Origin of the sequence: Corynebacterium sp. HMSC14B06 (assembly GCF_001807075.1) — a bacterium.
In the GTDB taxonomy this organism is placed as follows: Bacteria; Actinomycetota; Actinomycetes; order Mycobacteriales; family Mycobacteriaceae; genus Corynebacterium; species Corynebacterium jeikeium_D.
In genome coordinates, this window is the sequence record NZ_KV787366.1 from 1 (window position 1) to 19,618 (window position 19,618).

Below are 19,618 nucleotides of genomic sequence, written 5' to 3' on the forward strand. Positions count from 1 at the left end.
CCATTATCGGGGACACTCACAAGGTAACGGGCTATTTTCACGTTCCCGGGAGCTTCAGTCTTTACAGCTCGTCGGTGTTCGTGCTGCTCGGCGTTTTCGTCGGCGTTTTCGCTCTGTCCACCGAGCGCCTGGCGGTGGGATTCGGGAAGCTGCGGCAGGGCGCCCGTGAGGGCATCGACCAGGTGATGAGGATCAGGCGCCCGAGGAGCTCCCCGTCCGGCACGCCCACGACTCGGCGTAGCGGCCGCCCTTCGCCAGCAATTCATCGTGCGTGCCCCGTTCTGCGACCGTCCCGTCCTCCGAAAGCACGACGATGAGGTCGGCATCGCGAACGGTGTGCAGGCGATGGGCGACGACAATCACGGTGCGATCGCCGCGCAACGTCTCCATCGTGCCGACGATCGCCCGCTCAGTGGCCGCATCCAGCGAGGACGTCGGCTCGTCGAGAAGCACCACCGGGGAATCCTTCAGAAGCGCCCGGGCGATGGCGAGGCGCTGCCGCTCGCCTCCCGACAGCAGCGTCCCCTCCTCCCCCACCGGGGTATCCCACCCGGAAGGCAGCAGCTCCACGATGCGGTCCACCCCGGAACGCCGGGCGGCCTCGCGCAAGCGGTCCCCGTCACCGGGCTCGGAACCGAATCCGGGATCGGCGAAGACCACGTTGTCCCGCACGGACGCGTCGAAAAGGAAGGTCTCCTGGAACACCGGGGTCACCAGCGAGTTCACGCCGTCGGTGCCGATCCGAGGCAAGGGCACCCCGCCGATGAGGACCTCCCCCGAGTCCGGATCATGAAAACGCGACAGCAGCCGCATGACCGTCGTCTTGCCCGCCCCCGACGGTCCCACTACGGCAACCAGCGCTCCCTGAGGTGCACGGAAGCTGACGCCGTCGAGAACCTTCTTATCCCCGTACCCGAAGCTCACGTCGCGGAACTCCACGTCATGCCCGTCGGGCAGCTCCGGTGCGGCAGGTTCGGGAAGGGCGGGGATTGCCCGCAGGTCACGCAACGCAGCCAACGTGTTGCGGCCCGCACCGAAACCGCCGGACAACGCTCCCGCCGTGGTGATCGGTCCGGTGAACTGGACGACCACGATGAGCATCGGCGCCAAATGCGCCGGCGCCATCCCGCCCGTCGCGGCGACTGCCACGGCGACTATCACCGCCGCCGTGAACACCGCATGGACGACCGAACCCAGCCGTCCGATGGCCGCCCCCTGCGTCGACGTCGCCTTCGCGAACGCATCGTGTTGGGCCCGGATTGCCTCATCCACCATCGCGTCCGCCGCCGAACCGTCGCCCGCGGCGCGAATCGCCTGCTGGCAGCGGGTGAACTCGATCAGCCTGCCGGAGACGGCAGCGACGGCGTCAGCATGCGCTTCGTCCGACTCCCCGCCGACCCGACCAATGGCCCGGTAGGCGAAGAAGATCACCGGCGCCGACGCGACGAGAACCAAACCGACGCGCCAATCCACCGCCAGAATTCCGAAGGCGATGACGGTCGGCGCAACCGCCGCGGCGATGACAGGCCGCAGGATCACGTGCGGCACGGACGCCGCGAACGCGATACCCGACGATGCCATCTCCGAAAAGCGGCCGGCCGTGGACTTGGTGACGTACCCTAGTGGCAACGTCAGCACGCGTTCGCCCAGGGAACGCAGCAGGGACGACAGCACCGCTGCGGAATTCGCCCTGCCGACCGTCCCCGCGGCGAGAGACAGCACCGCATGGGCGGCCGCGAGGCCGGCGATGACGCCGGTGAAACGCCACGCCGTCGCATCATCTCCCTCGGCCAGAGCCGACAGCAGCGGCAGCAGCGCGACGAACGCCGCTCCCTGAGCCAGCGCGGCAAGCGCGGCCAACGCAATGAGCCACGCCAGCGTCATTCTCGAGCGCCGATCCGTCATCGACCACAAGTCCCGAATCATCGGTTCCCCGCCTTTTCATCGTCTAATTCAGTGCCCCGCGGGGCGGATGGTTCGTCGTCGAGCGCGAACGCGCGCCACAAATCCCGGTAGCGGCCACCGCGCGCAAGCAACTCGTCGTGGGTACCCGCCTCCGCGACCGCTCCCCCGTCGAGAACGAGGATGCGGTCGGCGTTGCGGATCGTGCTCAACCTGTGAGCGATCACAATCACCGTCCGTGAACGGGCCAAACGCTCGATTGCGGACTGGATGAGGGCCTCGGAAGCCGGATCCGCGTAAGCGGTTGCCTCGTCGAAGATGAGCACCGGCGCGTCCGTGACGATCGACCTCGCGATGGCCACGCGCTGCGCCTCACCACCGGAAAAGGTCACGTCGACGTTGACCACCGAATCCAGGCCCTTCGGCAGCGCCGCGATGACCGCATCGAGGTTCGCGAGCTTCGCGGCCGCCATGATTTCGCCGTCGGTGGCGTCTCTCCTGGCCAGCCGGATGTTCTCCCGCAACGGCAGCGTGAGCAACTGCGGATCTTGGAACACCACCGACACCGAGCGGTGCACGTCACGCACGGCGATGTCGCGAAGATCGGCGCCGCCCAGCAGCACCGAGCCTTCAACGGGGTCGTAGAAACGCGCCAACAGCCGGGCGACGGTGGACTTTCCGGAACCGGAGGACCCCACCAGCGCAGTGAGGGTCCCCGGTTCAAACGTCGCGGACATCCCGTCGAGGACCCGCGGCCCATCGCCGTAGGAGAAGACCAGGTTCCGGGCCTCGAGCGCGCCTCCGCGCGCGGGCACCGGATCGGCGGGCTCGACGATCGGCGGCGTGCCCAGCACCTCCGCGATGGACTTCAGGGCAGCGATCCCCGCGATGATGGGTTCGGAGTTCATGGCCACCCGCACGATCGCCGCGGAGAGTCCAAGGCCGAGAACCAGCCCGGCGACGAGCCCCTCCGGTAGGCCGCCCGCGGCGTCCCTCAGAGCGAGGCCGGCCCCGCACACCACTGCGAGGACTGTGATCGGGGACGTCACCACGTCGATGACCCCGAGATAGATGTTCGACTGCCGGGACCAGGCAGACCACGCACGGACGAACGACAGCGCCGCGGCATCGTAGCGACCCGCGCCCTGGTTGGCGCGTCCGAAGGACTTCATCACTGAGATACCTCGCACCAACTCGATGACCGCAGCCGTCACTCCTTCGGAGGCTCGCTCGTAGTCGCGCTGAAGACCGGCTCCGCGCGAAATCATCACACCCATCAGGGCGAAGGTGACCAGCACCGGGACGACCGCCACCGCCGCGATCCGCCAATCCACCGCGACGAGCGCGATGAGGGAAAGCAGGGGAACCAGCACCGCCACCACGGTCTCACCGACGGTGTGGCCCATGAGCTGGTGGACAGCCGCGACGTCCTTCTCAACCGACCCGATGATTCCCGACGAGCGCCGGGCGTCCAGCCAGCCCAGCGGCAACTTCCGGATTTGGGCGACCAGCTGGCGCCGGAGGTGGAGCTGCAGGTCGTTATCCGCCCGGTGCGAGAGCATGCCGGCGGCGCCGTCCGCGGCCATGCGCACCGTTGCGGCGACGACGATGACAGCCACGGCCAACCACGTCCGATGCTCCGGGGCCTCCGGGTACGTCATCGCGATGTCGATGATGCCGACCAGCGAAGCGACGGTAGCCACCGACGACAGGACGGATAACGCGACCACCGCACGCATCCGGGTCCGGATCGGGGCGAGCAGCGACCACGGGCTTACGGTCCCGTCCACGGCGCTCACTTGCCCGCCTCCCCGATCGTGCTTTTCTTCGTGAGAGTGCAGAAGTACACCATGCCGGCGCGTGAGGCTCCGCCCAGCTTCAGCCCGTTGGCTTCGGCGAGGTCCTCGAGCTCGCTGTCCCGGAACACCCGGTGGCCCATCTTCGCCATGATGGCCATGTCGACCCGCTCGTACACGTCGGGATCCTCGGCGAACGTCTGCACGTAAGCGATGCCGTCGTCGGCGAGCAGCCCGGCGACCCTGCCGAGCGCGGCACCCGCATCCTTCATTTGGTGGAGCGCGCCGCACACCCAGATTTCATCGGCCCCGCCGGTCTCTCCCGCGAGCGGCGCGAGGACGTCGGCGACGTGGAATTCCGTCCGGGCCCCGAGCCCTTCGACGGCGGCGCGTTCGCGGGCGATGCGGATCGCATTGGGCGACAGGTCGTAGCCGACGATGTTCGCCCTGCGATAGCGAGGCTCGGCGGCAAGCATGCGAGCGAGCCACCCGGTTCCGCAACCGAGGTCGAGAACCCGGGCTGGCGCATCCGGCCCGGGATCCAGCGCACGGAGCTTCCGATACACGGCGGCGGCGTCCATCGGTTCACGCGCATAGCGGCTGAGGAACCTCGGCTGGACCTTGTCCTCGTAGGCCGCGAGGAGTCTGCGGTTGTTCTGGACGATCTGGGCAATCGACTTCATCTGGTTCTGTCTCCGGGTGTGTGGGCCGCGTCCACGCGGCGGTTTCGGGTTAGGTGCTCGGGTTCGCGGGCCGTCATCGGCGGCGCCGCCCCGTGGACGTGCCCGTCATGCAGACTCCCCCGGCCTGATTTTCACGGCGATGCCCCACGCCGCGAGCACGGCGATGCCTAAGAACCAGGCCGCGCAGACCACCAGACCCGCAGCCCCGGTGCCGTTGACGGCCTCGCCGGCCGCGGATACGGGGGTGTGCCCGGCGATTCCGCGCAGGAGAGGACGGAAGTGGTCGGCGGGCATGAGCACCGTGTTGACGAACATCGCAACGATGATTAACGGGATGAGAGCCACGGAACCCTGGGGGCTGGTGATGGAGAACGCGATGTACGTGCCGGTGCATGCGGCCGCCGCGGCAACCATCGCGCCGGTCACCGCGATCCTCCACCACCAGGACACCTCCGGGAGGCCGTCGGACAGCAAGGCGGCCACCGCCGCGACGACGACCGTCATCGCCATGATCCGGATGAACTCGGCAATAATCCGTGCGGCCGGCACGGCCGCGTACGGTGACGGCATGGTGATTAACCGCTCGTGGAAGCCATTGCTGCGTTCAACGAACACGGTGGACGATCCCGTGATGGCCAGGATGAACGCCCACGCCGTCACGACCAGGATGACCGCGTTCCGGAGTTCGAACTCTCCGGTGAGCTGCCTGACCAGGCCACCGAACATGCGGTTGACGATGAACAGGTACACGAGCGGAGCAATGAACGTCATGAACCAGAAGTCGGAGCGCCGCAGCCAAATGTGGACGATGCGCCGCAGATGCACGGAGACGGCGTCGATCATGATTCGCTCCTCGAGGTGAACCGGCGGATGAACAGGACGATTCCGGCGACCACCGCGACGCCGAGCCACAGGGCTGCCTCTTCCCCGGCGCTATCCGGGAAGGCGTCCGGGGACGCCGCCCTGATCACCTCGATCATCGGCGAAAACGGCATGTGACGTACGACGTCGCGCAGGGAGCCGTCCAAAGCGGTCGCCGGAATGAACGCGGTGGAGAACATAAGCAGCAGCATTTCCAGCGCCTGGATCGATGAGGCCGTCGACACCGGGGCGGGCACCATCAGGATCACCCCGTCCGTGACCAGGGACAGGACCGCCGCGGCGAGCAGCGACCACAGGACAGTCCACGCGACGTCACCGACAGCCATGTCGAGTCCACAGGCCCACGCGACGACCAGCAGCGCCGCGATCGACGCGGACATCCGCAGCAAATCGGTGGCGAGCCTGCCGGCGACATAGCCGCCTGTGGCCCCGGGCAACACGCGCACGCGGTCAACAAGCCCGGATTCGACGTCCTGTCCCACCGCCATCGCCGACGCCGCGGCGGTGAACATCGCCGCCTGGAACAGGCAGCCGCCGAGCACGAAACGCAGGTACCCGAAGCCGGATTGCCCCGCCGAGTACCCAAACACCGCGTACAGGCACAGCAGGAAGAGGGGCGGAACTACGAACATGGAGATCAGCGACGCGGTGTTGCGTCGCAACAGCAGCAGATCCCGACGGAGAAACGCCGCGACCGACGTCGCCCTCATCGCGCCGCACCCCCTGCGTTCATCGATATGAACACCTCGTTGAGGGTGGGCGGCGACACGCTCAGCGAATCCGGCAACGCTTCCGAGGCCTCCATCGCCCGCGCCACCGCCTCGAGGATCCGTGGCCCGGGGTCGACGTCGAGGGACACCGACTTCCCCGCGACGCGGGCGCGGTCCAGGCACGTTCCCCCGAGGCAGCGGGCGAATGCCTCCGCCCCGGCGGCGGTGGCGAAGGACACGCGGAGCACGTGCGACCCGAAGTCGCGGCGCAATTCCTCCGGCGTTCCGCTGGCGACGATGCGGCGGTCCTTGAGCAGATGGACGTGGTCTGCCAGCGCCTCCGCCTCTTCCAGGTACTGGGTGGTCAGCACCAGGGTCATTCCGTCGTCCCGCAGCTGCCGGATGAAGCCCCACAGCTCTTCGCGGCTGACCGGGTCCAACCCCGTCGTGGGTTCGTCGAGGAACAGCAGCCTGGGCACGACGCACAGCGACGCGGCGATGTCGAGGCGCCGCCGCATGCCACCCGAATAGGCCGACACCAACGTCGAGGCACTGTCTGCGAGCGAGAATTGCGCGAGTAGTTCCGTCGCGCGGGCGGCCGCGTCGGCGCGGTCGAGTCCGCGCAGCCGCCCGAAGAACTCCAGGTTCTCCCGGCCGGTGAGGTTCTCGTCAATCGCCGCGAATTGGCCGGTGGTGGCAATGTCGGCGCGCACGCCCACCGGATCCTCTTTCACATCGCGCGAGAAGATGCTCACCTCGCCGGAGTCTGCGGTGATGAGCGTCGACAGGATTCGGATGAGAGTGGTCTTGCCTGCGCCGTTGTGGCCGAGGAACGACACAATCGCCCCGGCGGGCACGGTGAAACTCACGCCGTCGAGCACATGCTTGCGCATCCGGGCACCGCGCTTTCCCTTGCGCCCGCCGTCCGGCGGGGCACCTGCCCCGCCTTCGGGCGCGGTGCCCGCTTTGCCCGCAATCGGGTAGCTCTTCGTGAGGTTGCGGACGACGATCGCCGCACCTCGTTCAGCTTGATCCGTCATCGTTTCCCCTTTTCTTTGGAATCGCAGTGGGCCGCTGTCGGCAGCGGCCCCGTGGTCGGGTTGTCATGCGGCACCTCGATATGGATGCCCGCATCGCGGGCGAAGGCGAGGACCGGTTCGAGGAGCCGGGGGTGGCCGACGAGATCCCGGCACCCCGGCGTGACCGGCTTCCCCGCCACCGCCACAACGGTGGCGGCAGCAATCGCCGCGGTCATTTTGTAGGAACCCGGGCCGGTCGCCCGGACGACGGTCGTCTCGGCCGACGGCCCCGCATCGCCCGCGCCGGCGGACGACAGTGCGACGACCAGCTCGGCGGGTTGCGGAGTGCCCTTCGCCCGCGCCTTCCGCGATGTCACGGCCGCCCCGAGACGGGCGAGCAGACCGGAGACAACGGGCATCGCGTACAGTCTCGACGTGCAGATCTTCTCCACCAACGCATCGGGGAGGGCATCGAAGGCGACGTGGTAGGAATATCCACGGATCGAGGGGCACACCTCGCGTACGACGTCGACGTCCGGGCATTCGTAGCCGATTCCGCTTTGCGACGACACCGGGTTGCGCCGCACTTCGACAATGGCGCCGCCGAGCATCGCGCGGTATCCGCCGCGAATGGTCCGGAACATCGACTCGACCGACGCGGCCCCGGATTCCTGGTCGGCGCCGATTCTCAGATCGACCCGCACATCGCGGACCTCTTCGACCCCCGCAGCGCGGGCCCCGAGAATCAACAGTGCCGTCGACAAGCCCGGGCACAGGCCGAACCCGGTGAGCACGGGAACCCCCTCCCGCCGGGCATCCCCGTCGAGGGCCATGATTGCGCGGCGGGCGTCGATCGAATCGTTGACGTCGATGTATCCGGTGCCTGAGTCAATGCACGCACGGGCGAGTGAGTCTGCGTGCACCTCGAACGGGCCGGTGCAGTTGACCACCCAATCGTGTTTGCGGAATACCCTGCAGATCTCGTTGTGGCCGGCGGCGATCCTCAGCGGGAAGTGCCGCCCCGGGCCATCGTCCGGTTTCTTTCGGGAAGTGTAGGCCAGCTCGATCCCGTCGACGGCGCCGAGCATCCCCCGGACGAGCCGTCCGGTGACGCCGGTACCTCCGGCCACCAGCACTTTCACAGGTTCGCCCGCGTCGCGGTCCCGTGCTTCCCCGCCGTTTCGTCGATCAGTCACTTTCCATCTCGTTTCCCCGGTCCCGCGACCGGTCGATTCCATCGGACGACGGGTCCACTGCCCTGTCGTCCGTTTCCGGCGCCCGGCGCCGGTGTTCGATGTACTCCCCGATGAGAGCCCCAGTCAGCGCGGCATCCTCTCCGAGGACGAACGAATAGTGGTTTCCCGCGACGCCGGCGACGCAGAGGTCATCGACGAGGTGGTCCCGCCACTGGTCGTGGTTGTGAGCCTCGCCGTCATCGGGGAAAACGAACAGCGCCTCCCTCACCCGCCCCTCGGGCCGGTACCGGGTGCGGGCATCGATGAGCGAGCGCAGCGAGTTGAACTCCGTCGCTGTCACCCGGTCGCCGGAAAGCCCAAGGTCCTCCAGGAGCGTCGGTGCGACCGCTGCGGCCAGGGCACGCAGGCGGGCCCCTCGTTCCTCATCGGTCTCGTCGACCCCGCCGAACTCCGCCCAGAGGCGGGCAACCGGCGTTCCGTGCGGGAGATCGGCGATCGAGGGCATCACCCGGGACAGCAGCCCCTTTTCGGATTCCGCGTCGAAATCCCCGACGTCGACCGCGATCCCCGGAGCCAGGCTGTCGAGAAACACCAGCGCAGGATCGAGATCGGCCAAACGGAGCGCCATCTCGGCCGCGATGGTGCCGCCGAGGCTCCATCCAACGATCGCAGGGGCGGCACCGTCGACGAGCACCTCGCGGACCCGGCCCGAATAGTGGGCCGCGATATCGCCGATGCCGATAGCGTGGGGGAATGGTCTCTCGAACTCCGCGAAGCCGACGCCCCACACCTGCCCGCCACCGGGGATCGCGAGTGCCAGGTCTCGGTAGATGTCGACGGTGCCGAATCCGCCGTGGACGAGGAAGATCGGGCGCGCCTCATCACCGCTGCGCAATAGGACCAGCGAACGGTCCGCGGCCGACGCGCCGGGATCATCCGCGTCCCGCCGGTCGGTCGGCGTGGTCGTCGACTGGCCGACGAGCTCTGCCACGCCACGTGGCGTCGGCTTGGCCAGCGCTTCCGCGAGCGGCACCGACGCCCCGGTGATGTCCTGGATCCGCTGCATCAGTTTCACGAATCCCAGGGAGTCGTAGCCGAGGAGGAACAGGTCGTCGTCCGCGCCGGCTTCGGCGCCGCCGAGGTCGGCCCGGACTATCCCAGTGATGACCGTCAGGTATCCGCGAACTCGGCCCATCAGGTCCCCGGATGCGATCCTCGAGATCGCGCCCGCCCTGTCGCGCTCTGCCGATAACACGCCCGCGACGCCGTCGTCGATCACCCCACCGCCGGAAGAAGTGCCCCCGACCGCCAGGCGCAGGTGCCGAACCTGGCCGACGCTCAGCGGCGCCGCTTCGGAGCAGCCCCCGGCGAAGCCCGACACCGACCTGATGTAATGGTCGAAGATGTCCTCCACCAGTTCCGGTTTCAGGATCTGCTCGACGAAATCCCAGGCGACGTTGATACGCCCGTCGACCTCCATCACCTGGTTGTCCAACAGCACCTGCGGAGTCTGGGAGATGGCGTAATCGACGTCTCCCAGGACGTGGGCATCCTTGCCCGAGCCATCGCCTGCCGCGGCCCCCTCGCCGAACAGCAACGAGGTGTACACGAACGGCGCTATGGCCTGTCCGACGGGCAGACCCCGGTGGCGCGCGATGGTGCCGAGCAACGACACCCCGGAGTACCCGGCCGCCATGTGCCCGAGCAGCCGGTTGCGCAGTTCCGCCGTCCACCAACGGAGATCATGGTCGGCGGCCGCTTTTACAGGCATCAGAATGACGCCGGTGAAATCACCGAAGACGCCGGCGACGTCGGCGATTTCGGAATCACGGTTGTACGTGGTGATGTTGATGCCGACCGAATCCCCCTTCGACCACAGCGACAGGCTCGTCGCATAGCAGGCGAGAAGCAGTGCGGACACGCTGCCGTCGGCGGCGCTGGCCCTTTCCCGCAACAGTGCGGTTTCCTCAGCGGTGAACGTGTACGACAGGCGACGCATCCGCGGCACATCCACGTCCGCGGCCGCACCGCTTGATGGAAGGGTGTTGCCGGGCGGGAATTCCTCGACCACCGTCCGAGTCAACGTCTCTTCGCCCCGCCCGACCGCCGAAGCTTCCCGACGCTTCATCTCCAAGACGTACGTGCGGTAGTCGCCAGTGACGGGCGGAAGCTCCGTTCCTCGGTACAGCTTGTCCAGGTCGTCGATGAAAATCCGCTGGCTCGCCCCGTCTCCGATGATCATGTCCACGCTGAAGAACAGGCGGTGCCGCCCGTCCGGGAGCGCGAACGCCGACAGATGGAACAAGGGCCAGCTGCCCAGATCGAATACCTGGTGGCTCAGCTCATCGCGCTTGCGCCGCACCGCCTCGACCACGGTCGCCTCATCGGCGGTCCGGTAGTCGGCGACATCAATACGGTAGCGCGGAACCTCCGGCAGGATCCGCTGCGTGGCTTGTGCGGTGAACACGACGCGCAGCATCGGATGCCTGCGGATTAGCTTGTCGAGGGCGTCTTCCAGGCGATCGATGTCGGTACCGGGTTCGGTGACGGATTCGATGTAGTAGTGCTCGGTGACGCCGCCCAGCTCGAACCCAGAGTTCCGGCCAACGTAGTAGGCCTTCTGCATGTCAGTCAAGGGGAACGGCGCGTGGGGGTCATCCCCGAATTGTTCCACCGGATCCTTTCCGTGGGCACTCGCGGGGCATTCTCGGGCGCCTCCTGCGGCTGAACCGGCACCGACGGCACAATCGGGGGAAGGCACTGCCTCGGAGACGGCTTCAGACTCGGCCCCGGACTCCCGCATGGCATCTGAGACAAGGCCGGCGATGTGCGCGATGGTCGGGTCTTCGATGACGTCGCGGAAACGGAGCCGGACTCCCGTCTTCTGCCGGATCGCGCGCATCATAACCTGGAATTGCAGGGAATCGCCGCCGCGGCGGAAGAAGGACTCTCCCGCGCCGCACGCCGGATCCGCGGCACCCGTCGACGGGGCTTCCCCGAGAATCTCGTCGAAGACTCCGGACACCAACTCGATCGCCCCGGGGTCGGCGACGGAACCAGCCGAGCCCACGGCTCCGGCCCCCGCCCCGGCGACCTCGCCATCGGCCGTTGCCCCGCCGCCCGCGGCGCCGACGTGCCTACGAATTTCCTCCTGATCCAGTTTCCCGTTGACGGTAACGGGCAGATGCGCCACCGGCAGCAGGACCGTCGGTACCATGTACGCTGGCAAGCAGCGGGCAAGCTCGGCCCGGACGGCATCCCGCGAGCCGGTCATATCGTCCACCGGAACGTAGAGGCACGCCAGTAGTCCCCGATCGCCCGATTCGACGACCGCCGCCATCGACGCGGTCACCAGACCGGACCGCTCGAGGACCGATTCGATTTCTCCGAGTTCGACGCGGAAGCCCGCGATTTTCACCTGTCGATCGCGGCGGCCGAGAAATTCCACAAAACCCTCCGCGTTGAACACGCCCACGTCTCCGGTCCGGTAGCAGCGACCGATGCCTGGGACATACCCGAAGGCGGCAGCGGTCCGCTCCGGATCGGCCGCATACCCCTGCGCGACGCCGAGACCGCTGATGTGGATTTCCCCCGGCACCCCGACAGGGCAATGCACCCCGTCGGGCGCGAGCACGTGGATGCCCTGGTTCGCCAGCGGGTACCCGTAGGGAATGCGGTTTTCCAGGCTATCGCGTTGCAACGGGTAGTGGATGGACCAAATGCTTCCTTCGGTCGCACCGCCCAGGCTATTGATCGACGCGTTCGGGAACATGGACATGGCGCGAGCCGGAAGCCCCGCTGCGATGCGATCGCCGCTGAGCAATACGGTGCGCACATCCGGGAACACGTCGTCGTCCGTCGCCCGGACCAGGGCGAGCTCCAACAGGGCGGGCGCGGAGTTCCACAGCGTGACCCGCTCTTCCCGCAAGACGTCGAGGATTTCATCGGCGTTGCGTTCGTCTCCGACCATCGTCACCGTCGCGCCTGCCGCGAACGCACCGAACACGTCGTAGACCGACAGGTCGAATCCCAGCGACGACAATCCGATGATGCAATCGGCGGAGGGGACCCCATACCGCCGGTTCACGTCGAGGATGGTGTTGACACAGTTGCGATGACTGATCCGCACACCCTTTGGCCGGCCCGTGGTCCCCGAGGTGAAGATGACGTAGGCAAGGTCGTCAGGGGCAGTGCCGGGCGAAGAGTGCGCACCCGCGCTGCCCGCGCGGTCGCAGACTTCCGCGGCTGCAGGCTTGCCGACGCCCGCTACTCCGCTTTGGTCCAGTTCATCGATCACGCCGGTGTCCAGAATCGGGCCCGCCGCACCTGAGGCTTCCACTACGTATTCTTGTCGCTGCGCCGGCATGCCCGCGTCGACAGGCACGAATGCGGCTCCCGCACGCAATGCGCCGACCATGTTGACGATGTCGTCGGGATGCTTGGTGTAGCGCACGATCACCGCATCCCCCGCCCCGACGCCGGAATCCGAGAGTTGGCGGGCGATGCGTCCGGCCCTGGCCCAGACCTCGGCGTAGGTGTACGAGATGCCACGGGCGGCGAGGCGCACGGCCGGCGCATCCGGAGTCGCCGCGCATGCGGCTTCGACAAGCGAAACCAGGGTGTCATCGTGGATCGGGCCCGCAGCGTCGTTGTAGCGGGCGACGGCCCTCTCCGTCTCCGCATGACGGATGGGCAGAGCCTCTCCCCCCTCCGCCACCACGTCCAGGGCCTCCGCAACGGCTCCGAACATCGCATCTACCGCAGGGAAGTAATCGTCGACCACGTCCCACGACAACGCCATCCCGCCCGATGCCGGCATCACCTGGATGTCGAGGCACACCTGCGCGGTTTGCGTGTAGACGCGTTCGATGACCGGGCTGCGCCCGCTTCCCCGCTCGCCGCCGAGGTAGCTGGTGAACACCACCGGAGCGGTGGCCTGGGACTGATTGGCCGCGTCCCGGAGGAATCGCTGTAGCACCTCCACACCGGAAACGCAGCGGTGGGACAGCCCTTCGCGGATGTCCAGGTCGATCGCCTCCGCCAACCCGTCGATGGTCGCTGCTCTCCCGGCGTCGACGCCGACAAGCATCGATGAAGTGAAATCTCCCATCACCCTCGTGCCCGCGGCGAGGCCGCTGCGTTCGCTGACAGTCACGTTGACCGTCAACGCGGATTCGGGCAGCCACCTGCAGACGACGGCGGCGTTGACGGCCATCACCAGCGACGACAGGGTAACTCCAATGCGGCGGGCACGTTCGCTGAGCTTGGCGGTGACCTCCGCGTCGAGCACCGTGCCCAAGCGCCGGGTCGACCAATCGTCGCCACCCCCCACGGCCGCCGGGAACTCCGGACGCCGCGGCAGATCTGCGGCCTTCTTCTCCCAGTAGGCGAGGTCCTCGGCCCGTTTCCCGTCGCGCCGGCGCGCAGAGATTGCCGCCAGGGCATCCCCATATCTGGAAGCCGGAGCCGGCGGCTCCCCGGCCAGCAGGGATTCGAGCTCGTCGAAGAACAGGTACACCGAACCCGCATCCATGACGATCATGTTGAAGTAGATGAACATCCTGCACCCGCCCGCATCTGCGAGCAGCCTCGCGGCGACCATGGGGCCGTCCTCGTTCGACGATCGCGCCGCGGTTCGCATGTCCCGACGGATCTCCCCCACCGCCGCGTCGATATCGTCGCCGGACCCGACTACCTCGACGGTGGCGAGGCACACGCCGGTCGGGCTCAAGACCCCGGCATCGACGTCGAGCCGATGGAACAGCACGTCGTGACGCCCGAAGACCGCCCGCACGGCCTCCTCCACCTGCGGCAACGAATAGTCGTGCCGGGATTCCGCGTAGATGTACGTCGCTTGGCCACCAAGCTCGATGTCCTCGTCCGCGCCGAGCAGGTAGGCGGTCTGGATTGGATTGAGCGGGACCGCATCCGCGGGACCAGCCCCATTTTTGCCGGCACAGCCGTCATCCGACTCACCCGTCGCTACAGCGGGATCGGCCCCGGCAGCGGCGCCTGCGGCAGATCCGGCATCAGCGCCACCCCGGGCGGCGTCGATGACGGCCGCCAAATCAGCGACCGTGACCCCGGGGTCCATCGCCGCGTAATCGATGGTGACCCCGTACTCGTCCTCCAGCGCCAGCAGCATCTGGAGGAAAGTCAGGGAGTTCGGGATGTGGTCGCGGAGTTTCACGTCCGCCGAATCCAGGTGCACGCCGATGGCGTCGGCGATGGACTCCGACAGCCGTTCGGGGGCGACTCGAGCCCCGGTGCGGGCTCTTCCCACGGCGGTAGATGCGACGGCCGGCGCGATCGTTTCATTGGTCATCGTCATCGCCTCAGAGCAGAGCCTCGAGCTTGCGGCGGAGCTTCTTGCCGTTCGACGCGACGGGCAGCTCGTCGACCCACAGAACCCTGGAGACGGGCACCCCGGCGACGCGCATCAGCTCGGTCGTCGCGGACCGGGCCACCGCCTGTTCATCGATCGGAGGCTCATCCCCGTCCGATTGCCCGGCACCGGTCGCATCGTCGGCCTTACGATCGGTCGGGGTCCGCCTGGCCAAGAACACGGCGATCTCCTCTTCGCCCGTGGCTGGGTTGCTCCGGCCGAGAACGGCAACATCGCGGTCAAGCACATTCTCCAGCACGGCTTCCAAATCAGCCGAATAGTAATTCCGGCCGTTGACGAAGATGATGTCCTTCTTCCGGCCGAGGACGAACAACTCGCCGTCGCGGAGAATGCCCATGTCCCCCGTTGCGAACGCCCCATCATCGGTGAGCTCGTGCTCCACGATCCCCTCTGCTGTGATCGCGGCGCGGGTCATCGGAGCGCCGGCGATGTGGATTTCACCGACGGTGCCGTCGCCGAGGACCCCGCCCCCGTCATCGCGGATGGTCAAGGAAATCCCCGGGACGGCCTTGCCCAAGGCGACGAACTCAGCTCCGGACTCGCTCTCGATGTCCTCGAAACGCTGCCCCGTGGCGATGCCCGTCCGGTCAAGTCGCACCGTGGACAGACCCGAGTAGATATCCCGGGTCGTGACCAGCAGGCAAGCTTCGGACATTCCGTAGGCGGAGGTCAGGGCATCCTCCCGGAGGCCCATGGCGGACATCGCCGCGAGGAACTTCCGGGCCAATGGAGCGTCGATGGGCTCAGAACCGCTCATCAGCTTCTGGACGTTGGAGAAGTCGTAACCGTGGTCATCCCCGAGGGGCCGGCGCTCGAGATGGCGCAGGAAATGCTTGAACGCGAAGTTCGGGCACACTGTCACCGTCGGCCGGTGCCTGGTCACGGCCTCGAACCACCTCGGGGGATCGGCGACCACCTCGGAAACCGGCAGCAACACCTGGTCGTACCCACGAAAAAGGGCGTAGACGTGGAAGCCGATCAGCGAAAGGTTGTGGGTCAAAGGCAGCCACGTGAGCATCTTGTTCTCGTACCGGTGCGCGTGGCGTGGGATCGTCGCGCGCAGACCGTTCAGCACGGACTCGTTGGTTACGATGACGCCCTTTGGCGATCCCGTGGAGCCGGACGAAAACTGGATGAGGGCTTCGCCTGCCGTCCCACCTCGCACCGGGAACGCGGGGACCGCCCCGGCGCCATCCCCGGAATCCACGTCACCCGCCTGAGAGAAGTCCGATTCAGCATCACCCGGCATCGCCGCAACCGGTTCCGCGGCAGCGTCATTGACGATGGACACGTCGAGCAGCCGGTCCTCGCCCACGACCACGGCACCGTTTGCGCCGGTGAGCAGCGTGTAACTGCGTTCGTCGACCAGGATCGGGGCCCCGGGCATCATGTCCGAGAGCGTCCGCACCCTGTCGACGTCAACCGGGCCCGACACCGGCGGCGCAAGCGCCGGAACCGCGCCGGCGTAGACGCAGCCCCAGAACGCCCGGATGAGCCCGCGGTTCTCCGAAACCTGGAAGATCACGCGATCGCCGGGGCCGATGCCGGCTTCGGCCAACCGAGTCGCAGCCGCCACCGCCTCCGCATGGACCCGGCCATACGGGACGAAGACGTCCCGCCGATTCTCGACGAAGGTGATCCCCTTTTTCGTCTCATCGGCCTTGTCCCGAAGCACGTCGCTGATGGTCCGGATCGTGTTCATTGGTACCTCTTTCGGTTGTCGGCGCCATGCCGGTGCCGGGCGGACCGGGCCCGCATGGCGTGACCCGGAGGATGTGTCTGAAGGGTTGAAAGGGTGAAGCAACTGGGTGGGGCGCGTCTCCGCACAAGCTCAGAAACGCTCGCGGGCCCGGGACCCGCCGGTTCCAGGCGCCCGTCAAGTCACTGCGGACACCAGGGCGGCGACGAAGACCGCGGCGGACGCTGCGGCCGCGAACCCGTCACGCACTCGCCAGGGGTGATCGGTGCGGAAGGTACGCCGCGGATAGAGGCCGAAGTTGCGCATCGCCAGGGTCAGGGACAGCTTTTCGGCGCAGCGCACGGCGCTGACGAACAACGGGAAAGCGATGCGCGCGGGCGTCGTCGCGCGAATGAAACCGGAGCGGAAAGACTGCTCCGGTCGCATCGAGCGCAATCTAATCGCCCATGTCAGCTGGGGGATTTCACTGCGCAGGAACGCTGCGATGCTCACCCCGGAAATCGCTATGGTGCACCATGTGTAGGGCACCCGGAGGCGTTGCACCATGGCGTCGAAAAGCTCCTCGACGCGCATGCACGCGGAGACCAGGACCGTCCCCGCGAACACGGCCATCAACAGCAGTCCGTGATGGATGCCGTGGCGGACGGCTTCCGACGCATCCCCATCTCCGTAGAACTCGGAGCGCCACCCGAGCAGGCCGAAGAACACCCCGATTAACAGGACAAGAAGGACCTTCCCCGCCGTCGCCCGAACGTCGCGTTCCGCGATCGCAGCGAGTGCGAGGAACGCGACCACCGTCAGGGCGAGAACGGCGTCTCCGCCGGAGAGCAGCGCGGCGACGAGGACGAACATCACCGCCGCGACAATCGTGATGGCGTTCAACCCCGCGCGCCTTCGAGCGGCGGATCCACTGGTCCAGGGGCTTTCGTCCAAGGACGTCCGTGCGCCGGCCGCGGGCAGTGCACGATCCCGCCGGGACGACTCCGGGGAAGCCGGCACGTCGGCTGCGGGACCGGACCAGGCGACCTTCCCTTCGGCGACGATGCTCGCCCGATCCGCCCACGTTCGCGCGGCACGGCGGTCGTGGCACGTGAACACAACGGTTCCGCCGGCCCCGGCGTATTCCGCTAGGGCATCCAGTACGATGCGCGAGCTCGGCGAATCCAGGTGCGCCAACGGCTCGTCGAGAAGCAGCAAACGGCGATTGGCCGCCACCGCCAGGAAGATGCCCAACCGTCTTTTCTGTCCGCCCGACAGGACGAACGGCGAGACGGGGTCAAGTGCCCGGGGGCACAGGGCTTCCCGCAGTTTCCGCAGCTCATCGGCGCCGAGTGGTCCGTGCGGGTCCGTGCCGGCCAGCGCGGAGTCGATTTCCGCGGCGACGGTCGCGCGGGTGAACTGGTGCTCGGGGTTCTGGAACGCCAACGACGCGAAGGCGTCGGGCACGCGCCGGGCGGACGCGCCGTCAATCCGGAGGTCCGCTCCCGCCGTCATCTGGCCCGACAGCACCGCCAGCAAGGTGGACTTACCGGCTCCGTTGGCACCGACTAGGGCATGAATCTCGCCCCGTTCCAGTGTCAGATCGGCCCCGTTCAGGATCCTCTCCCCGCCTCGGGCCACGTGGGTTCCGGTCAAGGCCAGCAGTGGAACGGCATCCGCCTCCGATTCCGGATCGGGACGGTCCGGCGCCCCCGTGCCCGGCGTACTGGCGTCCGGCGTTCCGGCGGTCGCGGCCGTCGTCGCAATGCCCTTCACCGCGATGCCATCCGGCGCTCCGTGGGCGGCGACGCTCCCGTCCGCATCGAGGACCGTCACCGTGTCGACCCACCCGTCGAACGGGCGGAGGTCGTGCTCGATGAGCAGGATAACGCGCCCCGGGGCCCGCAAATCACGGATGGCGGCGAACAGCGACCGGCGACCGTCCTCGTCGACGTGGGCCGCGGGCTCGTCGAAGATCATGACCTCCGGCGCCCTGGCCACCGCACCGGCGATGGCCATCCGCTGGCGTTGCCCGCCCGACAAAGCCCACGGATCCTTCTCCGCGAGCTCTGACAGCCCGACCTCCGATAGAGCCTCGGCTGATCGCTTGGCGACGATACCGGCTTCCACGAGGGAAAACTCGAGGGCCATGGCCACGTCATCGACGACTCGGAGCGTGAGCACCTGCGTCGCCGGGTCTTGCCCGACGAAGGTGACCCGGTCCCCGTCCACGGGGCGTTCGGTGCCGTCGGCATCGATGATGTGCACGAATCCGGCATGGTCGATGGGGATGTGCGAGGGGATCAGTCCAGCGATGAGGTGGGCCAGGCTCGTCTTTCCGCATCCCACGGGCCCCGTGATGGCGTTGATCGTGCCGAAATCGAAGGAGAGATCCACCATGTCGGGTGCCCATCGCCCATCGGCGTGCCGCACACCTGCACCACTAACCCGTAACCGGGCCGGGGCCGTCCCGCGTGTCGCACCGGCGCACGCGGGTGCTCCGCCGGTCACCGGGTGACCCCGCGGCTGCGAAGCCCCTTTGCGACGGCAAAGCCCAGGACCAAAAACACCAAGCTCGATGCCAAGGCTACGGCGAAGCTGATCAGGGTCATGGGCGTGGTCGGCGAGTCGACGCCGACTGCGCGCGGGGCCATCGTTCCCATCAGCGCGGAGAACAACATCGCCGAGGCCACGAACTGGGGACGCGTCCACCGCCGGTACAGGGTGACCATGAACGGAAGCTCGATGAGCAATCCTTCCATAATCAGCGCCCCGATTGCGGCGACGCCGAACGGGGTGGTCGCCGCGGACACGACGCCCATGGCAAGGCACGCGATGAGGCTCGCGCCAAGCTTGCGGACGACGATGAGGGGAACAACGCACTGCAGGAACCACAACCCGAGCGTCGCCGCGACGAGATAAACGTGGGCGATGCCGGCAAACACCTGCAGGTAGGTCAGGGGCACGATGATGAGAGACCCCGCAACGCCGATCGCGGCGGCGACGAGCATGTCGCGGGTGGATGGTCGGCCACCCGCTGCGACCGGTGCGACGTGCACCAACCGCCCGTCATCCGTCTGCGACGCCACCGCGTCCCCGGCTCCCCCTCCGGAGAGGGGTTCTCCGGTCGATCCACGTTTTCCGTTCATCGTCGCCGCCTTGCTTCCGTTGCCGATTCCCGATCGGGAACACCACCTGAAACAGTATTAGGTTAGGCAATGCTTATCGCCTTACGCCAGGCTCAATTTACTGAGCTTACCCCCGCCCTCCCCCGTTACCGTGATGGTGCCCCCTCACGGGGCGCGGTCACCGGGCCCGGCATGGCTTATCTGCGTGAACATTTCCA

At 67.5% G+C, this 19,618-nt stretch carries 11 protein-coding genes; all 11 read right to left on the reverse strand.

Going from position 1 to position 19,618, the window contains the following annotated elements:
* Positions 1-192 precede the first annotated feature (192 nt).
* Positions 193-1,926, reverse strand: a complete 1,734-nt coding sequence (locus HMPREF3130_RS03990; RefSeq protein WP_070429365.1) for an ABC transporter ATP-binding protein — start codon at positions 1,924-1,926, stop codon at positions 193-195.
* Positions 1,923-3,701: an ABC transporter ATP-binding protein gene (locus HMPREF3130_RS03995; protein ID WP_070429366.1), complete on the reverse strand. Its 1,779-nt coding sequence runs from the start codon at positions 3,699-3,701 to the stop codon at positions 1,923-1,925. The genes HMPREF3130_RS03990 and HMPREF3130_RS03995 overlap by 4 nt, the downstream gene beginning before the upstream one ends.
* Positions 3,698-4,381, reverse strand: coding sequence for an SAM-dependent methyltransferase (locus tag HMPREF3130_RS04000; protein WP_070429367.1), 684 nt, complete (start codon positions 4,379-4,381; stop codon positions 3,698-3,700). Before HMPREF3130_RS04000 ends, HMPREF3130_RS03995 begins: the two co-directional genes overlap by 4 nt.
* Positions 4,382-4,486: 105 nt before the next feature.
* Positions 4,487-5,224, reverse strand: coding sequence for an ABC transporter permease (locus HMPREF3130_RS04005; RefSeq protein ID WP_048733945.1), 738 nt, complete (start codon positions 5,222-5,224; stop codon positions 4,487-4,489).
* Positions 5,221-5,973 carry an ABC transporter permease gene (locus HMPREF3130_RS04010; RefSeq protein WP_070429368.1) on the reverse strand — a complete coding sequence of 251 codons (753 nt, stop codon included), beginning with the start codon at positions 5,971-5,973 and terminating at the stop codon, positions 5,221-5,223. The genes HMPREF3130_RS04005 and HMPREF3130_RS04010 overlap by 4 nt, the downstream gene beginning before the upstream one ends.
* Positions 5,970-7,013 (reverse strand): ABC transporter ATP-binding protein, encoded by a 1,044-nt coding sequence (locus HMPREF3130_RS04015; RefSeq protein WP_048733943.1) that lies wholly within the window; start codon positions 7,011-7,013, stop codon positions 5,970-5,972. Before HMPREF3130_RS04015 ends, HMPREF3130_RS04010 begins: the two co-directional genes overlap by 4 nt.
* Positions 7,010-8,188: a saccharopine dehydrogenase family protein gene (locus tag HMPREF3130_RS04020; RefSeq protein ID WP_246815103.1), complete on the reverse strand. Its 1,179-nt coding sequence runs from the start codon at positions 8,186-8,188 to the stop codon at positions 7,010-7,012. The genes HMPREF3130_RS04015 and HMPREF3130_RS04020 overlap by 4 nt, the downstream gene beginning before the upstream one ends.
* Positions 8,181-14,513, reverse strand: coding sequence for a non-ribosomal peptide synthetase (locus HMPREF3130_RS04025; protein WP_070429373.1), 6,333 nt, complete (start codon positions 14,511-14,513; stop codon positions 8,181-8,183). The genes HMPREF3130_RS04020 and HMPREF3130_RS04025 overlap by 8 nt, the downstream gene beginning before the upstream one ends.
* Before the next feature lie 10 nt (positions 14,514-14,523).
* The gene (locus tag HMPREF3130_RS04030; RefSeq protein ID WP_070429370.1) at positions 14,524-16,296 is read right to left on the reverse strand and encodes an AMP-binding protein; all 1,773 of its coding nucleotides are present in this window, start codon (positions 16,294-16,296) and stop codon (positions 14,524-14,526) included.
* 174 nt (positions 16,297-16,470) lie between these two features.
* Complete coding sequence (locus tag HMPREF3130_RS04035) at positions 16,471-18,672, reverse strand: ATP-binding cassette domain-containing protein (RefSeq protein ID WP_246815104.1); 2,202 nt, start codon at positions 18,670-18,672, stop codon at positions 16,471-16,473.
* 107 nt (positions 18,673-18,779) lie between these two features.
* Positions 18,780-19,361, reverse strand: coding sequence for an ECF transporter S component (locus tag HMPREF3130_RS04040; protein WP_224783742.1), 582 nt, complete (start codon positions 19,359-19,361; stop codon positions 18,780-18,782).
* Between the last annotated feature and the right edge of the window lie 257 nt (positions 19,362-19,618).

What these genes read in the sequence shown, in the direction of transcription:
- HMPREF3130_RS03990 (WP_070429365.1), bottom strand. Translation starts at nt 1,926, where the DNA reads ATGATTCGGGACTTGTGGTCGATGACGGATCGGCGCTCGAGAATGACG.
- HMPREF3130_RS04000 (WP_070429367.1), bottom strand. Translation starts at nt 4,381, where the DNA reads ATGAAGTCGATTGCCCAGATCGTCCAGAACAACCGCAGACTCCTCGCG.
- HMPREF3130_RS04005 (WP_048733945.1), bottom strand. Translation starts at nt 5,224, where the DNA reads ATGATCGACGCCGTCTCCGTGCATCTGCGGCGCATCGTCCACATTTGG.
- HMPREF3130_RS04010 (WP_070429368.1), bottom strand. Translation starts at nt 5,973, where the DNA reads ATGAGGGCGACGTCGGTCGCGGCGTTTCTCCGTCGGGATCTGCTGCTG.
- HMPREF3130_RS04015 (WP_048733943.1), bottom strand. Translation starts at nt 7,013, where the DNA reads ATGACGGATCAAGCTGAACGAGGTGCGGCGATCGTCGTCCGCAACCTC.
- HMPREF3130_RS04025 (WP_070429373.1), bottom strand. Translation starts at nt 14,513, where the DNA reads ATGACCAATGAAACGATCGCGCCGGCCGTCGCATCTACCGCCGTGGGA.
- HMPREF3130_RS04030 (WP_070429370.1), bottom strand. Translation starts at nt 16,296, where the DNA reads ATGAACACGATCCGGACCATCAGCGACGTGCTTCGGGACAAGGCCGAT.
- HMPREF3130_RS04035 (WP_246815104.1), bottom strand. Translation starts at nt 18,672, where the DNA reads ATGGTGGATCTCTCCTTCGATTTCGGCACGATCAACGCCATCACGGGG.